Source organism: Micromonospora sp. NPDC003197 (assembly GCF_053590565.1).
On the sequence record NZ_JBSFTE010000001.1, the window covers coordinates 411584 to 428390 of the forward strand.

General features: G+C 68.0%; 16 protein-coding genes. 11 read left to right on the plus strand and 5 right to left on the minus strand.

The annotated features are described in order from the left end of the window. Nucleotides 1–84: 84 nt before the first annotated feature. From ACWDV4_RS01865 to ACWDV4_RS01890, 6 genes are all read left to right on the plus strand, one after another. The gene (locus tag ACWDV4_RS01865) at nucleotides 85–1023 is read left to right on the plus strand and encodes an ABC transporter ATP-binding protein (protein ID WP_449974053.1); all 939 of its coding nucleotides are present in this window, start codon (nucleotides 85–87) and stop codon (nucleotides 1021–1023) included. After that, the gene (locus tag ACWDV4_RS01870) at nucleotides 1020–1832 is read left to right on the plus strand and encodes an ABC transporter permease (protein WP_449974054.1); all 813 of its coding nucleotides are present in this window, start codon (nucleotides 1020–1022) and stop codon (nucleotides 1830–1832) included. The genes ACWDV4_RS01865 and ACWDV4_RS01870 overlap by 4 nt, the downstream gene beginning before the upstream one ends. Before the next feature lie 366 nt (nucleotides 1833–2198). Beyond that, on the plus strand, nucleotides 2199–5933 hold the full coding sequence (locus ACWDV4_RS01875) for a multifunctional oxoglutarate decarboxylase/oxoglutarate dehydrogenase thiamine pyrophosphate-binding subunit/dihydrolipoyllysine-residue succinyltransferase subunit (protein ID WP_449974056.1): 3735 nt from the start codon (nucleotides 2199–2201) through the stop codon (nucleotides 5931–5933). A gap of 84 nt (nucleotides 5934–6017) precedes the next feature. Continuing rightward, a complete protein-coding gene (locus ACWDV4_RS01880) occupies nucleotides 6018–6203 on the plus strand; it encodes a DUF6104 family protein (protein WP_449974058.1) in 186 nt (61 codons plus the stop codon). 171 nt (nucleotides 6204–6374) lie between these two features. Continuing rightward, nucleotides 6375–7499: an acetate/propionate family kinase gene (locus ACWDV4_RS01885; protein WP_449974141.1), complete on the plus strand. Its 1125-nt coding sequence runs from the start codon at nucleotides 6375–6377 to the stop codon at nucleotides 7497–7499. A 70-nt stretch (nucleotides 7500–7569) separates the two neighbouring features. Beyond that, on the plus strand, nucleotides 7570–8568 hold the full coding sequence (locus tag ACWDV4_RS01890; RefSeq protein WP_449974060.1) for an alpha/beta hydrolase family protein: 999 nt from the start codon (nucleotides 7570–7572) through the stop codon (nucleotides 8566–8568). 162 nt (nucleotides 8569–8730) lie between these two features. Here the strand turns inward: ACWDV4_RS01890 and ACWDV4_RS01895 are convergent, their stop codons facing one another. The 4 genes from ACWDV4_RS01895 to ACWDV4_RS01910 all read right to left on the minus strand — a co-directional run bounded on the left by ACWDV4_RS01895 (nucleotide 8731) and on the right by ACWDV4_RS01910 (nucleotide 13140). Beyond that, nucleotides 8731–9984 carry a hypothetical protein gene (locus ACWDV4_RS01895; protein WP_449974061.1) on the minus strand — a complete coding sequence of 418 codons (1254 nt, stop codon included), beginning with the start codon at nucleotides 9982–9984 and terminating at the stop codon, nucleotides 8731–8733. A gap of 437 nt (nucleotides 9985–10421) precedes the next feature. Further along, the gene (locus ACWDV4_RS01900) at nucleotides 10422–11384 is read right to left on the minus strand and encodes a zinc-binding dehydrogenase (protein ID WP_449974143.1); all 963 of its coding nucleotides are present in this window, start codon (nucleotides 11382–11384) and stop codon (nucleotides 10422–10424) included. 84 nt (nucleotides 11385–11468) lie between these two features. Further along, nucleotides 11469–12644 carry an NAD(P)-dependent malic enzyme gene (locus ACWDV4_RS01905; protein ID WP_449974062.1) on the minus strand — a complete coding sequence of 392 codons (1176 nt, stop codon included), beginning with the start codon at nucleotides 12642–12644 and terminating at the stop codon, nucleotides 11469–11471. 142 nt (nucleotides 12645–12786) lie between these two features. Continuing rightward, a complete protein-coding gene (locus ACWDV4_RS01910) occupies nucleotides 12787–13140 on the minus strand; it encodes a S24/S26 family peptidase (protein WP_449974144.1) in 354 nt (117 codons plus the stop codon). Nucleotides 13141–13220: 80 nt separating this feature from the next. Here ACWDV4_RS01910 and sodN point away from each other — a divergent pair, with 80 nt between their 5' ends. The 3 genes from sodN (at nucleotide 13221) to ACWDV4_RS01925 (ending at nucleotide 14573) form a co-directional block, all read left to right on the plus strand. Continuing rightward, the gene (gene sodN, locus ACWDV4_RS01915) at nucleotides 13221–13625 is read left to right on the plus strand and encodes a superoxide dismutase, Ni (RefSeq protein ID WP_449974063.1); all 405 of its coding nucleotides are present in this window, start codon (nucleotides 13221–13223) and stop codon (nucleotides 13623–13625) included. 62 nt (nucleotides 13626–13687) lie between these two features. Next, complete coding sequence (locus ACWDV4_RS01920; protein ID WP_449974146.1) at nucleotides 13688–14140, plus strand: N-acetyltransferase family protein; 453 nt, start codon at nucleotides 13688–13690, stop codon at nucleotides 14138–14140. Between the two features lie 16 nt (nucleotides 14141–14156). Beyond that, nucleotides 14157–14573 carry an anti-sigma regulatory factor gene (locus ACWDV4_RS01925; protein ID WP_449974064.1) on the plus strand — a complete coding sequence of 139 codons (417 nt, stop codon included), beginning with the start codon at nucleotides 14157–14159 and terminating at the stop codon, nucleotides 14571–14573. A 114-nt stretch (nucleotides 14574–14687) separates the two neighbouring features. Here the strand turns inward: ACWDV4_RS01925 and ACWDV4_RS01930 are convergent, their stop codons facing one another. Further along, nucleotides 14688–15077, minus strand: coding sequence for a hypothetical protein (locus ACWDV4_RS01930; RefSeq protein ID WP_449974065.1), 390 nt, complete (start codon nucleotides 15075–15077; stop codon nucleotides 14688–14690). Between the two features lie 43 nt (nucleotides 15078–15120). Between ACWDV4_RS01930 and ACWDV4_RS01935 the strand changes: the two genes are divergently transcribed. After that, nucleotides 15121–16071 (plus strand): diacylglycerol/lipid kinase family protein, encoded by a 951-nt coding sequence (locus ACWDV4_RS01935; RefSeq protein WP_449974066.1) that lies wholly within the window; start codon nucleotides 15121–15123, stop codon nucleotides 16069–16071. 458 nt (nucleotides 16072–16529) lie between these two features. After that, a complete protein-coding gene (locus ACWDV4_RS01940; RefSeq protein WP_184535946.1) occupies nucleotides 16530–16787 on the plus strand; it encodes a WhiB family transcriptional regulator in 258 nt (85 codons plus the stop codon). The last annotated feature ends 20 nt before the right edge of the window (nucleotides 16788–16807 follow it).

Here is a 16807-nt window from a genome sequence, read left to right on the forward strand (position 1 = left end):
GCTCATGATTGTTTTGGCCAGCAGATACGTCACGCTGTGCAATGCCGCACCCATTTGAGTGCGTCATCCATGGAAGGAAGTGAGATGTCCGACGGGCAGTCAAGGCCCACATCCGGAAGCGGTCAGATAGTCGTCTCCGGTCTGACCAAGCAGTACCGCAATTTACGTGCGGTCGACAATCTGTCGTTCGCCATCGAGCCCGGTCGGGTGACCGGTTTCCTGGGCCCCAACGGCGCCGGCAAGACCACCACCCTGCGGATGCTGCTCAACCTGGTCACACCGACGGCGGGCACCGCGACCTTCGGTGGCCGGCGCTATGCGGATCTGCAGGATCCGCTGCGGCACGTGGGCGCGGTGCTGGAGGCGTCCAGCGCGCACAAGGGCCGGACCGGGATCAACCATCTCCGGGTGATCTGCGCCGCAGCCGGGCTGCCCCGGCAGCGCGCCGACGAGGCTTTGGCCATGGTCGGACTCACTCCGGCGGCCAACCGCAAGTTCAAGGGCTACTCGCTCGGCATGAAGCAGCGGCTGGGCATCGCCGCGGCGATGCTGGGCGACCCGCAGGTGCTGGTACTCGACGAGCCGGCCAACGGCCTGGACCCGGAGGGCATCCGCTGGATGCGGGGCTTCCTCAAGGCGCTCGCCACCGAGGGGCGCACCGTGCTGGTCTCCAGCCACCTGCTCTCCGAGATGCAGTTGCTCGCCGACGACGTCGTGATCATCGCGGCCGGCAAGCTCGTCCGGCAGGGCCCGGTCGACACGGTGATCGGCTCGATGGCGCACAGCAATCGGGTTCGGGTCCGTACGCCACAGGCCGACGCGCTCGCGGCCGCGCTGGCGGCGCAGAGCGCCACGGTGACCCGGGACGCCGACGGGGTGCTGCTGGTCGACGGGGTGGACGCCCCGACGGTCGGCCGGGCCGCCCTGACCGCCCAGGTCGAACTGCACGAGCTGACCACCGAACGCCTCGACCTCGAAGGCGTCTTCCTGGAGTTGACGTCCGGAAAGGCGGGCATTCGATGAACCTCGTCCGATCCGAACTACTCAAGATCCGTACGACCAGCACCTGGTGGTGGCTGGCGCTCGGCGCCTTCCTGGCGCTCGTACTGGCCTTCGCGTTCAACGCCTGGGCGGCCACCGAGGTCTTTGAAGGCAGCGGCGAGAGCCTGGGCTACACCGGCGATACGGCGACCGCGGCGGCGCAGGCGGCGAGCATCTACACCTCCGGTCAATACCTGGGCCTGATGTTCGTGATGCTGATCGGCATCCTGATGGTCACCAACGAGTTCTTCCACCAGACGGCGACCACCACCTTCCTCACCACTCCCCGGCGCACCTCGGTGATCCTCAGCAAGCTGGCCGCAGCCAGCCTGCTGGGCTTCGGGTTCTGGCTGGTGACGACGCTGATCAACCTGGCCGCTGGCTCGATCTTCCTGACCTCGCAGGACCAGGGCGTCCTGCTGGGTGAGTGGGCGGTACAGCGGGCACTGCTGCTCAACCTGCTGGCGTACGCGATCTGGACGATCCTCGGGGTGGGCATCGGCACGCTGATCAACAGCCAACTCGGCGCGGTGATCACCGCTGCTGTCCTCTACCTGGTCGGCACCCAGGTGGTCGGGCTGCTGTTCGTACTCCTGGCGAACGCCCTGGACAACATGTCGGTGGTGAAGTGGCAGGTGATCTGGCCGGCGGTGGCGTCCACGGTGATGGTCAGTGAGGGCCAGACGGAGTTCACTCCTGCCTGGTGGGTCGGAGCCCTGGTCCTGGTCGGCTACGCGGTGGTCACCGGCGTGGTCGGAGTGCTGATCACCCGGCGACGGGACATCTCCTGACTGGTGCGGTTACCCACGGGGGCGGTGCCGAGCGGCACCGCCCCCGTCACTCTGTCCGGGACGGCATGATTGGGCCAGCCACGACGCACGGACCCGGGAAGCTGCGCCCGGGAAAAGAAGCGCAGAACCGGAAAAGATACGCGGAGCCGGGGAAAATGGACGCTGCGCCACGCCGCGCATTATCAGTAACTGTCGGAACACGCAGTATCTGAGCAACTTCTTGCATCTTCTGTGAAACGGAGCACGCAACGGAGGCGGAAATGCCTGCGGCAACCGCACGGCGTAGCCTTGAACCGTCTTCCAGGCCCACGTGGGCGGCAGACCCCGCGTGCAACACAACCCGCTTGAAAGAGGCGATTACCGGCCGTGTCGACCCAGCAGACTTCTCAGGACAACCCACTAGCGGGCTTCGGCCCGAACGAGTGGATCGTCGAGGAGATGTACCAGCGATACCTTGCCGACCCCGCCAGTGTCGACCCGGCCTGGCACGAGTTCTTCGCTGACTACCGCCCAGCGGCCGAGCCGACGGCAGGTGCAGCGGCACCCGCTGGCGCTCCGGCCGACGCTACGGCGGCAGCGAAGGTTTCCCCGGCGACGGCAGCAGCCCCCACCAAGGCCGAGCCGGCTCCGAAGGCCGCACCATCGGCCCCCAGCCAGCCCACCACCAAGATCGAAGCCGCGCCGAAGGTAGCCGAGAAGACCGTGAAGACCGCGCCGACCGCGACCAAGCCCGCCTCCGGGGGAGCGCCGAGCGGCGCCACCACCAGCGCTCTGCGGGGTGTGGCGGCAAAGATCGTGCAGAACATGGACGCCTCGCTGTCGGTGCCCACCGCGACCAGCGTACGGGCGGTGCCGGCCAAGCTGCTGGTGGACAACCGGATCGTGATCAACAACCACCTGACCCGTGGTCGGGGTGGCAAGGTCAGCTTCACCCACCTGATCGGCTACGCCCTGGTCCGGGCGCTGGCCCTGCACCCGGAGATGAACAACGCGTTCGCCGAGGCGGACGGCAAGCCGGTGCTGGTCCAGCCCGAGCACGTCAACCTGGGCATCGCCATCGACCTGGTCAAGAAGGACGGCTCCCGCAACCTGGTCGTGCCCTCCATCAAGGGCTGCGAGCTGATGGACTTCCGCCAGTTCTGGCAGGCGTACGAGGACGTGGTCCGGCGCGCTCGGCGTAACGAGCTGACCATGGAGGACTACGGCGGTACGACGATCTCGCTGACCAACCCGGGCGGCATCGGCACGGTCCACTCGCAGCCGCGGCTGATGGTCGGCCAGGGCACGATCATCGGCGTCGGCGCGATGGAGTACCCGGCCCCGTACGCCGGCATGTCCGAGGAGACCCTCGCCGACCTCGCGGTCAGCAAGATCATCACGCTGACCAGCACGTACGACCACCGGATCATCCAGGGCGCCCAGTCCGGCGAGTTCCTCAAGGTCATGCACGAGCTGCTGCTGGGCGAGCACAACTTCTACGACGAGCTCTTCACCTCGCTGCGCATCCCGTACGAGCCGGTGCGCTGGGTCCGGGATGTCGCGGTCAACTCCGAAGGTCAGATCAACAAGACCGCTCGGGTACACGAGCTGATCCACGCCTACCGGGTACGCGGGCACCTGATGGCCGACACCGACCCGCTTGAGTTCGCCATCCGCAAGCACCCGGACCTGGACGTACTTGAGCACGGTCTGACCCTGTGGGACCTGGACCGGGAGTTCCCGGTCAACGGCTTCGCCGGCAAGCAGCGGATGAAGCTGCGGTCGATCCTGGGCGTGCTGCGGGACTCCTACTGCCGTCGGGTCGGCGTGGAGTACATGCACATCCAGGACCCGGAGGAGCGGCACTGGATCCAGGAACGGATCGAGCGCAAGTACGAGAAGCCCTCGACGGACGAGCAGAAGCATGTGCTCAACCGGCTCAACGCCGCCGAGGCGTTCGAGACCTTCCTCCAGACCAAGTACGTCGGCCAGAAGCGGTTCTCCCTGGAGGGCGGCGAGTCGCTGATCCCGCTGCTCGCCCAGGTGCTGGAGGCGGCGGCCCAGGACCAGCTCGACGAGGTCGTCATCGGCATGGCCCACCGGGGCCGGCTCAACGTACTGGCCAACATCGTCGGCAAGCCCTACGAGAAGATCTTCTCCGAGTTCGAGGGGCACCTCGACCCGCGCAGCACCCAGGGCTCCGGTGACGTGAAGTACCACCTGGGCCAGAACGGCAAGTTCAGCACGCCGGACGGCGCGAACTCGGTCAAGGTGTCGGTGGTCGCGAACCCGTCGCACCTGGAGGCGGTCAACCCCGTACTGGAGGGCATCGTCCGGGCCAAGCAGGACCGGATAGACCTCAAGCTGGAGGGCTACACCGTTCTGCCGGTCCTCGTCCACGGTGACGCCGCGTTCGCCGGCCAGGGCGTGGTCGCCGAGACGCTCAACCTCTCCCAGCTGCGCGGCTACCGGACCGGTGGCACCGTGCACGTGGTGGTCAACAACCAGGTCGGCTTCACCACCGCGCCGGAGCACTCGCGTTCCAGCCTCTACAGCACCGACATCGCCCGGATGATCGAGGCGCCGATCTTCCACGTCAACGGGGACGACCCGGAGGCCGTGGTACGGGTCGGTCGGCTGGCCTTCCAGTACCGGCAGGCGTTCAACAAGGACGTCGTGATCGACCTGGTCTGCTACCGGCGGCGGGGCCACAACGAGGGCGACGACCCGGCCATGACCAACCCGCTGATGTACGCGATCATCGACTCGAAGCGGTCGGTGCGCAAGCTCTACACCGAGGAGCTGATCGGCCGGGGCGACATCACCGTCGAGGACGCCGAGGAGTTGCTGCGCGACTTCCAGGCCCAGCTGGAACGGGTCTTCAAGGCCACCCGGGACGCCGCCTCCGCACCAAAGGCGGCAGCCCGCCCACGGCGCGAGGACGAGCCCGAGCCCCAGGTCGACACCGCGGTGGATGTCTCCGTGGTGCACGCGGTCGGCGCGGCCCACACGTCGCTGCCGGAGGGCTTCACCCCGCACAAGCGGATCCAGCAGCTGCTCGACCGGCGGGCCAAGATGGCCGTCGAGGGTGGCATCGACTGGGGCTTCGGCGAGATCATCGCCATCGGTTCGCTGCTGCACGACGGGGTCACCGTCCGGCTGGCCGGTCAGGACTCCCGGCGGGGCACCTTCGTACAGCGGCACGCGGCGATCGTGGACGCCCGTACCGGCGCGGACCACATCCCGCTCTCCACGCTGACCAGCGACGCCGCCCGGTTCTTCGTACACGACTCGCTGCTGAGCGAGTACGCGGCGATGGGCTTCGAGTACGGCTACTCGGTGGAGAACACCGAGGCGCTGGTGCTCTGGGAGGCGCAGTTCGGTGACTTCGCCAACGGCGCGCAGTCGGTGGTGGACGAGTTCATCTCCTCCGGCGAGGTGAAGTGGGCACAGCAGTCGTCGGTGACGCTGCTGCTGCCGCACGGCCACGAGGGCCAGGGCCCGGACCACACCTCCGGCCGTCCCGAGCGGTTCCTGCAGATGTGCGCCGAGGACAACATGCGGGTCACCATCCCGAGCACCCCGGCGAACTACTTCCACCTGCTGCGCCGCCAGGGCCTCTCCCCCAAGCGCAAGCCGCTGGTCGTCTTCACCCCGAAGTCGCTGCTGCGGCACAAACTCTGCGTCTCCCCGGTCGAGGACTTCACCTCGCACACCTTCCAGCCGGTGCTGCGCGACACCGGGGACATCCGGCCGGAGGCGGTCAAGCGGGTGCTCCTCTGCTCGGGCAAGGTCTACTACGACCTGGTACAGGCTCGGGCCGAGCGGGGCATCACCGACACCGCCCTGGTCCGCCTGGAGCAGCTCTACCCGCTGCCGGCGGCGGAGCTGCGGGCCGTCCTCGCCCAGTACCCCAACGCGGAGGACTTCGCCTGGGTGCAGGAGGAGCCGGCCAACCAGGGTGCCTGGTCGTTCGTGGCGCTGAACCTGCTGGAGCACCTGGACGGCGTACGGCTGCGGCGGATCTCCCGCCCGGCTGCCGCCGCCCCGGCGGCGGGCTCGGCCAAGACGCACGACGCCGAGCACACCGCGCTGATCGAGGCGGCACTCCCCCGCCCCTGACCCACCCATCCGTTCCGGCGGTCGGGCACCAGTCACCACTGGCGCCCGGCCGCCGGTCGGTTTCCATCGAGAGACGAGAAGGCCATGTACTTCACCGACCGGGGCATCGAGGAGCTGGTCGAGCGGCGGGGCGACGAGTCGGTCACCCTGGAGTGGCTCGGTGAGCGGCTGCGGGACTTCGTCGACCTCAACCCCGAGTTCGAGACGCCGATCGAACGGTTCGCCACCTGGCTGGCCCGGCTCGACGACCCGGACGAGGACGATTTCTGATCCGCTGCCGGCCTGCCTGCCGGATGCCGGATGCCGTCTGCCGGATGCCGTCTGCCGTCTGCGGGATGCCGGATGCCGGATGCCGCGCGCTCGACGGCTGCCCGACTGAGTAACAACTGATCTGAGGCGGTTCGCGCCGATATCGTGGACGGCGTGGCCTCAGGAAGCGCCGTGGCCCGGGTGCTGGTGCTCAACAGCGGCTCGTCGTCGGTGAAGTTCCGGCTCTACGACGGCCCGACCGTGCTGTCCAAGGGCGCGGTCCAGCGCATCGGGGAGCCGGGCGGCGGCCCGGTCGACCACACGACCGCCGTACGCGGGGTGCTGGCTGGTCTTGATCTCACCGGTCTGGCGGCCGTCGGACACCGGGTGGTGCACGGCGGGCCAGTCTTCGCCGGTCCGGTACTGATCGACGACCGGGTGATCGCCGAGATCACCGACCTGATCCCGCTCGCCCCGCTACAGAACCCGGCCAACCTCGCCGGCATCGCGGTGACCCGCGAGCAACTGCCACACCTGCCACAGGTCGCCGTCTTCGACACCGCGTTCCACCGCACCCTGCCCGACGACGCCGCCTACTACGCCATCGACCGGGCCGTCGCCGACGAATACCGCATCCGCCGGTACGGCTTCCACGGCACCTCGCACGCGTACGTCTCCCGGGGCACGGCCGCCCTGCTCGGCCGTGCGTACGCCGAGACCAACACGATCTCGCTGCACCTGGGCAACGGCGCCAGCGCCTGCGCCATCTCGGGCGGTCGCAGTATCGCCACCTCGATGGGGATGTCCCCGCTGGAGGGGCTGGTGATGGGCACCCGGTGCGGCGACCTCGACCCGACGGTGGTGTTCCATCTGCATCGGGCCGCCGGACTGTCCTGGGACGAGGTCGACCAGCTACTCAACCGGCGCAGCGGGCTGCTCGGGCTGTGCGGCGACAACGACATGCGCGAGGTGCTGCGTCGCCGGGCCGCCGGAGACGAGTCCGCCACCCTGGCCTTCGACGTCTACTGCCGGCGGATCCGGTCGTACGTCGGCGCGTACTACGCCCTGCTCGGCCGGCTCGACGCGATCACCTTCACGGCCGGGATCGGCGAACGCTCCGCACCGGTACGGGCAGCGGCGCTGGCCGGGCTGGACCGGCTGGGCATCGTCGTCGACCCGGCGCGCAACGAGGCGGACGGGACCGGCGACCGGATCGTCTCCCCGCCGGGGTCACCGGTGGCGGTGTGCGTGGTGGCCACCGACGAGGAGCAGGAGATCGCCCAGCAGACCCGATCCGTGATCGAGGCCCGGGGCTAGAGTGCGCAGGGTGCTGGAGGGTTCCCCCACGCCGCTGAGTTGATCGACGGGGCAGGGCAGAATCGATGCCATGCGCCGACGTCGTACCGGGAACCTCCTTGCCGCTGTGCTTCTCACGGTGGGCATCGCCGGTTGTTCGACCTCTACCGACCAACGCGACCCCGCCGCCGGCGGGCCGTCGCCCGAGGCGGCCACCCCGTCCGCGTCGGCCACCACCGCCGCCGCGCCGTTCGCACCGCCGGCCGGAATCGCCCCGGCCGACTCCTTCGCGGTCGGCGTACGGGAGCTGAAGCTCGCCCGGGGCACCGAGCGTCCGCTGCCGACCACGGTCTGGTATCCCGCCACCGGCAGGGCCGGCAGTACGGCGGAGCATGCCGCGCCGGTGGCAGACGGCAAGTTCCCGGTCGTCGTGTTCAGTCACGGGCTGACCGCCACCCCCGCCGACTACCAGCCGCTACTCACCGAGTGGGCGGCGGCCGGCCTGGTGGTCGTCGCACCCCGATATCCGCACACCAGCCGGGGCGCGGCCCGGTTCGACATACTCGACGTGGTCAACCAGCCGGCCGACGCGTCGTACGTGCTGACCGAGGTGTTGAAGCTGGACAGCCGGGCCGGGGATCCGCTGCGCGGTCGCCTGGCCACCGACCGGGTCGCCGCCACCGGGCACTCAGCCGGTGGAGTCACCACCGTCGGGCTGTTCACCGGCGGCCGGGACCAGCGGCTGGACGCGGGCATTGTGCTTGCCGGCAGCGCGCTCGGTGTCGGTACGGCGTTCGCCGGCCCGACTGCCCCGCTGCTCTTCGTGCACGGACAGCTCGACGACGTGGTGTCGTACGCCTCGGGCAAGGCCGCGTACGACCGGGTGCCCTGGCCGAAGGCGATGCTCAGCCTGCCTCAGGGGGACCACGGTCAGTCGCTGCTGAAGTCCAACAATCCGGCCTTCGGGGTGGTCGCCGAGACGACCGCGGACTTCCTGCGCTGGACCCTGTACGGCGATCCGGCCGCCAAGGGGCGGCTCGCCACCGGGGCCAATCGGGACGGTCTCGCCACCCTGGACGACCGGCTCTGATCCGGTCTCGCCTCGGCTGACCGTCCCACTTCCCTCGGCTGACCGTCCCACTTCGGTTGGGGTGACCATCCGCTTCGGTAGGGGCGTGGCAACCGGCCGTGGACCCGTGTCGAGGGTCACGGGTCCACGGTGGGGCGGCCGCCTGGCCGGCCGCCGAGGGGGTTAACTGACTACGGGCTTACGACTGTCCGCCCAGAGGTTGGTCGCCGTCTCCCAGTTGATGCCAGGATGCTTCGGCCGCGCCACGATTCCGAACCGGCAGTCCCGGCCGTACACGTTGCTCCGGATCTTTATGTTCGACGCCTGGAGATCCGCCCGGATCCCGATCGAGTAGTTTCCGCCGTTGCAGTAGTTCTGCTCGAACACCAGGTTCGAGACCAGCGGACCTGTGGTGGAACCGATCATCAGACAGGCGTTGAGCGGGTCCTTGGTCACCGGGTTGTAGGATTCCAGAGAATTGCCCCGTACGACGATGTTCGTCGCGCCAGTGGTTTGCAATGTGTCGTTGTGTGATCCGGACACCCGGGTCAGGTGATGGATCCAGGAATCTTCCACGACAGTGTTGTCGGCCAGCCGTGGACCGTCGATGACATTGCTTATGTTGAGCCGACGGAGGGTGTAGTCGCTACAGCACACCGCTGCCGAATTGCGACCCATTCCGTTGATCTCGACATCTTCGACGAGTAGGTTCTTCGCCCCGGTTGTCTTGATCGAGTACTGGCTGCTACAGGTGATCCGCGACTTCCGGATGACCACGTTCTTCGCGGTGACCACGATGCATCCGCTGATGTTGAGGCCGCTGACGACCTGTCCGTCCTTCGAAATGGTGAGCGATCCGGATGGCCGGAGCGTGGTGCCCTCCGGCACACCGGTGTTGTCCGGCCCCGGGAAACCCTCGGGAATCGCCAGCGTCCCGCTACCTGACTGTTTCGTCCGGGCGTCGCCCGAGGTGGCCGTACGCGACGGCCGGCTGGCGGCTGGCGCAGCCGACTTGACCGGGGCGGACGCCGTAGCCGAGGACGGGAGCGGCTCGGGCTCCACTCCCGCCACCACCGCACGCCCGTTCCAGGTCGAATCGGTGATCGTCGCCGGGGAGTCGTCCGAGTACATGAAGCCGTTCCGGCATCCGTGGACGGTCACCTTTCGAGCCGTGTAGCCGCCGAAGACGATTCCGTTGGTCTTCTCCGCCGCACAGTAGATTTTGGTGGACTCGATGACCGTACCGACGGAGCCATCAAAGATCCGAATCGCATGGTTACCGTCGTACCTGATCGTGGAGTCCCGAACGGTGACATTGTCGGCCTTGATGTGCACGTACCCCTTGATTTCCTGGCCGTCAACGACCGTACCGTCCCGGGTCACCGTCACCGAGCCGCGTTCGTCATCGGCCACCGCGACACCCACCCCCGTCATCACGACGCCGAGTGTCGCCAGTCCCACCACCAATGAGCGCGTCGGGCGGCGCAGCAGCCCGTGCCCAGCCGAAAAAAACCGTGGCGCTCTTCGTATACCCTTGCGTGCCGCCGAGAACTTCAAGATCTGATCCTTTCGAAACGGGATATCGGTTGGCGATCAGCAGCAGAACGGCATGACTGTACCCAACGACCCAATTCGATCAGGAACTTCAAAGAAGAGACGGAAGCCGTAACCTTTAGTCTTCCTGAAGAGAGTTTTTGCCGAGACTTAGCCCCGCGTTTTCGCAGACATATATTTCCCGATCCTGCCTGTTTTGGGCCGAGAAAAGGTCCGGATTTTCAGGATCCGAACCGCGCGTGTTCGATCGACTGCACACAGCAACAACGGTGGCGTCCTGCGGAGTTCCGCCGGACGCCACCGCCGAACAGGTGTTGCGGTTACCGGCTGTGGTCCAGCACCACCTTGCCGAAGACGTCACCGGAGTGCAGCCGGGCAAACGCCTCGCTGGCCTGGGAAAACCCGTAGACCGCGTCGACCACCGGCCGTACGCCGTGCGTCTGGCAGAAGGTCAGCAACTCGGCCAGCTCGTCGCGCGTACCCATGGAGGTGCCCAGGATCTCCAACTGCATCGCGAAGACCCGGCGCAGATTCACCTTCGGCTCGTACCCGGCGGTCGCGCCCGACACGACGATGCGGGCACCCGTCGCCGCCGACTTCATCGAATGCTCGAACGTCGCCGCACCCACCGTCTCGACAACCACACCGACCCGCTCCGGCAGTCGCGCCCCCGGCTCCACGGCGGTCGCGCCGAGCGCCGCGATCCGCTCCCGCTTGGCTGCGCTCCGGCTGGTCGCGTACACCCGCTTGCCGGCGGCGACGGCGATCGCCACCGCGGCCGTCGCGACCCCACCGCCAGCCCCCTGCACCAGAATCGCCTCGGCCTCGGCCATCCGCCCCCGGGTGGTGAGCATCCGCCACGCGGTCAGCCAGGCCGTCGGCAGGCATGCGGCGTCGGTGAAGGACATGTCGGCCGGCTTGGGTACGAGGTTCGCCCGGGGTACGGCCACCCGCTCGGCGAAGGTGCCCTGATGGTGTTCGGAGAGGATCGAGACGCCACGCGGGTCCGCCGGGTCGGCGACCACCGGATAGACGACAACCTCGTTGCCGTCCGGATCGATGCCGGCGGCATCGCAGCCGAGGATCATCGGCAGCCGTTCCGCCGACAGTCCCACCCCCCGCAACGACCACAGATCATGGTGGTTGAGCGAACTGGCCCGGACCTGCACGGTCACCCAGTCCGGATCGGGCAGTACGGGCTCCGGCCGGTCGCCTACGGCGAGCGCGGCGAGCGGGTTGTCGGCATCGAACATCGAGGCGTAGGCGGCATGCATGATCCGCACGCTAACAGCGCGCATGCCCGGGTGGGAGGGTTAGGAAGGGCCCCTTCCTATACAGAAAACGATAAAAAGGGGCCCTTCCTAACATCAAAGCGTGACGCCGTCGCGGCGAGCCGCATCCGCCACGGCCTCGGCCACCGCCGGGGCCACCCGGGGGTCGAGCGGGGACGGCACGATCGCGTCCGCCTGGAGCGACTCGGCGACCACGTTGGCGATGGCATCCGCCGCCGCGACCTTCATGCCCTCGGTGATCCGGGTCGCCCGCGCGTCGAGCGCTCCCCGGAAGATCCCCGGGAAGGCGAGCACGTTGTTGATCTGGTTCGGGTAGTCGCTGCGGCCGGTCGCGACCACCGAGGCGTACCGGGCGGCCACCTCCGGATGCACCTCGGGCGTCGGGTTGGCCAGCGCGAAGACGATGCCGCCGGGGGCCATCCCCGCCATCGCCGACTCGGGGATCTGCCCGCCCGAGACACCGATGAGTACGTCGGCGTCACGCAACCCGTCGCCGATGCCTCCGGTACGACCGGCCGCGTTGGTCACCGCCGCCAGCTCGGCCTTGACCGGGGTGAGGTCCGCCCGGTCGGAGTGGATGAGCCCTCGGGAGTCGCAGATCATCATCTGGGCGGGGTTGATCCCACCGGCGATCAGCATCTTGGTCACCGCCACCCCGGCGGCACCCGCCCCGCTGACCACCACCCGCAGGTCGCCGAGTTTCCGGTTGAGCAGGGTGGCGGCGTTACGCAACGCGGCCAGCACCACGATGGCCGTGCCGTGCTGGTCGTCGTGGAAGATCGGGATGGGCAGCGCCTCGTCCAGCCGCCGCTCGACTTCGAAGCACCGGGGCGCGCTGATGTCCTCCAGGTTGATGCCACCGAATGAGGGCGCGAGCGCGGTCACCACGGAGACGATCTCGTCGACGTCCTGGGTGTCGAGGCAGATCGGCACGGCGTCGACCCCGCCGAACTGCTTGAACAGCACTGCCTTGCCCTCCATCACCGGCATCGCGGCGCGGGGACCGATATTGCCCAGGCCCAGTACGGCCGACCCGTCGGTGACCACGGCGACGGCCCGCGACGCCCAGGTGTATTCGGCGGCCAGGCTGGGGTCGCCGGCGATGGCCTCGCAGACCTGGGCGACTCCGGGGGTGTAGGCGAGAGAGAGGTCGTCTCGGCTGGTCAGCGGAACGGTCGAGGTGACCGCCATCTTTCCGCCTCGATGCAACCTGAAGACGCGATCGGTGAACTCCACGGCAGACGATGACATTGGTGACTCCAGACGGCTTCGAGCGAATGATCGAGCCGGCTTGACGCGAGGTCAGCGATGACCGGCGGTGCGTCACGGGGGTCGCCCGGCTGCACTCCCCGCAGAGCATAGTGTCGCCCGGCGCAAGTTTCTGTGGGCAGGGTCATACCCGCCGGTAACCGAACCATCGCAGTCGGGGCCAGTAGCGCAGCACCACCCGGCCCCGCACGTCGGCCACCCCGTAGCTACGGGAGTCGTCGGTGACCAGATCGTTGTCCCCGTGTACCCACCAACCGCTGTCCGTCGGGCGGACCGCGCGCTTGACCACCAGCAACTCCGGGCGGCTCCGGAAGGTCGCCACCACCAGGTCGCCGGGGCGTACCGCACGGCCACCGCGACGTACCAGCAGCGCGTCGCCGTGCCGCAGCGTCGGCACCATGGAGGGACCTGTCACAAGTACGGCAAACAGGGGGCCGAAAGTCCCCGCGCCTGGTGCCGTCCGACCCGTTGACACCAGGTTTCACCTCCGCTCGGTAGGGGACGTACCACAGGAGTAGTGTCGGCTTGGATCATCGCAAACTTCCTTGGAGGGTCCTGATGCGACTTCCGCGCATTTTCACCCCGCACCGCACCGTCAGCGCCCACTGCGACCTGCCGTGCGGCGTTTACGACCCGGCTCAGGCCCGGATCGAGGCCGAATCGGTCAAGGCGATCGCCGAGAAGTACCAGGCGAACACCGATCCGGAGTTCCGCACCCGCGCCTTGATCATCAAGGAGCAGCGGGCTGAGCTGGTCAAGCACCACCTGTGGGTGCTGTGGACCGACTACTTCAAGCCCCAGCACTTCGAGAAGTACCCGAACCTGCACCAGCTCTTCAACGAGGCCACCAAGCTGGCCGGTGCCACCGGCGCCAAGGGCTCGACCGACCCGGCCAAGGCCGACGAACTGCTCCAGAAGATCGAGGAGATCTCGAAGATCTTCTGGGAGACCAAGCAGGCGTGAGCCTCCCCCTGGCACCGACGATCCGGCCGGCACGTCCCGATGATGTGCCGGCCATCGTCGCAATGGTGCACGAGCTGGCCGAGTACGAGAAGGCACCGGAGCAGTGCCAGCTCACCGAGGAACAGCTGACCGTCGCCCTGTTCGGGCCGCAGCCGGCGCTCTTCGGGCACGTCGCGCTCGGCGGCGACGGGGAGCCTCTCGGGTTCGCCCTGTGGTTCCTCAACTTCTCCACCTGGGCCGGCCAGCACGGCATCTACCTGGAGGATCTCTACGTACGACCGGCGGCTCGGGGCACCGGCGCCGGCCGACTGCTGCTCGCCACTCTGGCCGCCCTCTGTGTCGAGCGCGGCTACCCCCGGTTGGACTGGATGATGATCAACTGGAATCCGGCGGCCGGCTTCTACCGGGCGATCGACGCCGTACAGCTGGACGAATGGCTGCCCTACCGGCTGACCGGGCCGGCGCTGCGGGCGCTCGCCGCCCGCGCCCCCGCGCCGGGTACGGCCAACCGGTAGAGTCCGGAACGGGGGGATGGCATCGGTGACTTACCTGACAGCCCAGCAGGCGATCGACGACGACGTCGTGCTACTTACCGTGCCCGCTGACGGCGGCTATCTCAGCGTGTTACGGACCGCGACCGCCGGGCTGGCCGCCCGGTTGCAGTTCGCTCTCGACGAGATCGAGGATCTACGAATCGCGGTGGACGAGGCGTGCGCGATGCTCCTCGCCATCGCCCGCCCGGACACGGAACTCGATTGCCGGTTCGCGGTCACCGAAGACGCGCTCACCGTCATGGTCACCTTGGCGACCGTCCCGGGTGCCCAACTGCCTGCCGAGTCGTCCTTCGCCTGGAAGGTGCTCACCGCACTGACCACGGCCGCTTCGGCCACCGCCGATGACGGGCGGGCGACGATCTCGCTGCGTACCCGTCGGCCCAGCGTGCGCTGACCTGCCAGAGCCAGCACGCTCGTCAGCCGGCACGCTCGTTTGGCCTGCGGGCCGGCGACCCGCAGGCAGTCAGTCGATGCGTTCGGTGGCCTGTCGGCGACGATCCACAACCGGTCAACCGACGCCGAGGGCGCGGTTGGTCGGTGCGCAGACCAACAGCCCGCAGACCACGGTCCCGAGGGCCATCAACGGCACACCGAGCCAACCCATGCCGCCTTGGATCATGTAGTAGCCGACCGGGAAGAGCATCAGCTGCAAGACGATGGTCGGCGCGCGTGCCCCGGCCCGGCGGCGGCCGAGCGCCGTGGCGAGCGCCCAGAGCACGATCGCCCCGCCTACCGCGAATCCGGTCACGAAGAGTGCTGACGCGAGATCGTTGGCGGTGGCGGTGAGGTCCTTGTAGATCAGGAAGACGGCCAGCAGCCCGAGGGCGACCGCCTCGCCCCGGAGCAGCAACACCGCCCAGCGCAGCGACCCGGGGCGGGTGTCGGAGTCGGTGGTCACCGACCAAACGATACTCGCGGCTGGTCACGGTACAGTGCCGGCCATGCGGGCCGTCCTGGTCGTAAACCCGAAAGCCACCAGCACCAGCGAGCGCAGCCGGGACGTACTCGTCCGGGCGCTCCGCAGTGAGGTCGACCTCGCCGTTCGATATACCCGGCGCCGTGGGCACGCGGTGACCCTGGCCCAGGAGGCGGTACGGGACGGCGTCGACCTGGTGGTGACGCTGGGTGGTGATGGCACAGTCAACGAGGTGGTCAACGGCCTGATGACCGCCGAACCGGCGACGATGGCCACCGGCCGTACGCCAGCGGAGCGACTGCCCGCGCTCGCGGTGGTGCCCGGCGGTTCGACCAACGTCTTCGCCCGTGCGCTGGGGCTGCCCCGGGAGTGGCCGGAGGGGACGAGCGTGATCCTGGAGGGCCTGCGCGAGGGGCGGACCCGGACCATCGGTCTCGGGCGGGCCGACGATCGCTACTTCACGTTCTGCGCCGGGCTGGGGTTGGACGCGGCGGTGATCCGCCGGGTAGAGCGAGCCCGCAGTCGCGGCCGGGTCTCCACCGTCGGGCTCTACCTACGCGCGACGCTCAACCATTATTTCCTGGCGAGCGACCGACGACATCCGGCGATCAGGCTGGAGCGGCCCGGTGAGCCTACGGAGAGTGAGTTGGCCACCGTGATCATTCAGAACACGGCCCCCTGGACCTACTTGGGTGAGCGGCCCATCAATCCCAATCCCGGGGCTTCGTTCGACCGGGGACTGGATGTCTTGGCGCTCCGGCGGCTCCGCGTACCAAGCACCGCACGTACCGTGACACAGATCCTGTCTCGCGATCCCGACCCGCACGGCGGACAGGTGGTTCAACTTCCCGACCTTGACGAGTTCACCCTGGTCACCACACGTCCGCAGGCGTTCCAGCTGGATGGCGACTATCTTGGGGAACGAGAAAAAGTTTGTTTTACCTCCGTACCAGCAGCACTAAGAGTAATCTGCTGACCCTGGGGTACTACGCAGACCGGCCCTCGGCCCCTCAAGCTTGGGCAAGGCGGCCCGGCACAGCTGGACGAGGAGACCCGCCGCCTGAAATGTCTGCAATGTCGCCAGGAGTGTACTATATTGACTATTGGCTGTGGCACGATGGGTCTCAGCAAGCGCTGAAATCCGGACAAAGGGGTCGTGAGCTTGCTCACCCACTCAGACATTTTCTGAGCGCTACCCTTGACATCACGCAAGTTCGTGAAAGTATTCACAAGCGAACTTGAGTTACTCGGGTCATTGCTGGGACATGCCCGCTTTATTGCGGCAGGTTCCGCGCAGGTCCCACAGGCCCAACAGCCTGCTCACGCGCCGCCAAAACGATGGGTGCCCACCGTCGCGATTGGTGCCGCGTCTGCATATGAGAACGATCAGCAATACAACACCGCCACCCATCCAGAATGAGGAGTGTTGCCGCCATGGACTGGCGTCACCGTGCTGTCTGCCGCGACGAGGACCCGGAACTGTTCTTCCCGATCGGGACGTCTGGACCGGCTCTCCTGCAGGTCGAGCAGGCCAAGGCCGTCTGCCGGCGCTGCTCCGTGACCGACGAGTGCCTCCAGTGGGCACTCGCATCTGGTCAGGACGCTGGCGTCTGGGGCGGAATGAGCGAGGAAGAGCGACGCGCCGTCAAGCGCCGCGGCGGCCTTCGGGTTCTCCGCGCTCACTCTGCCTAACCACACCACCACAGCGCGCG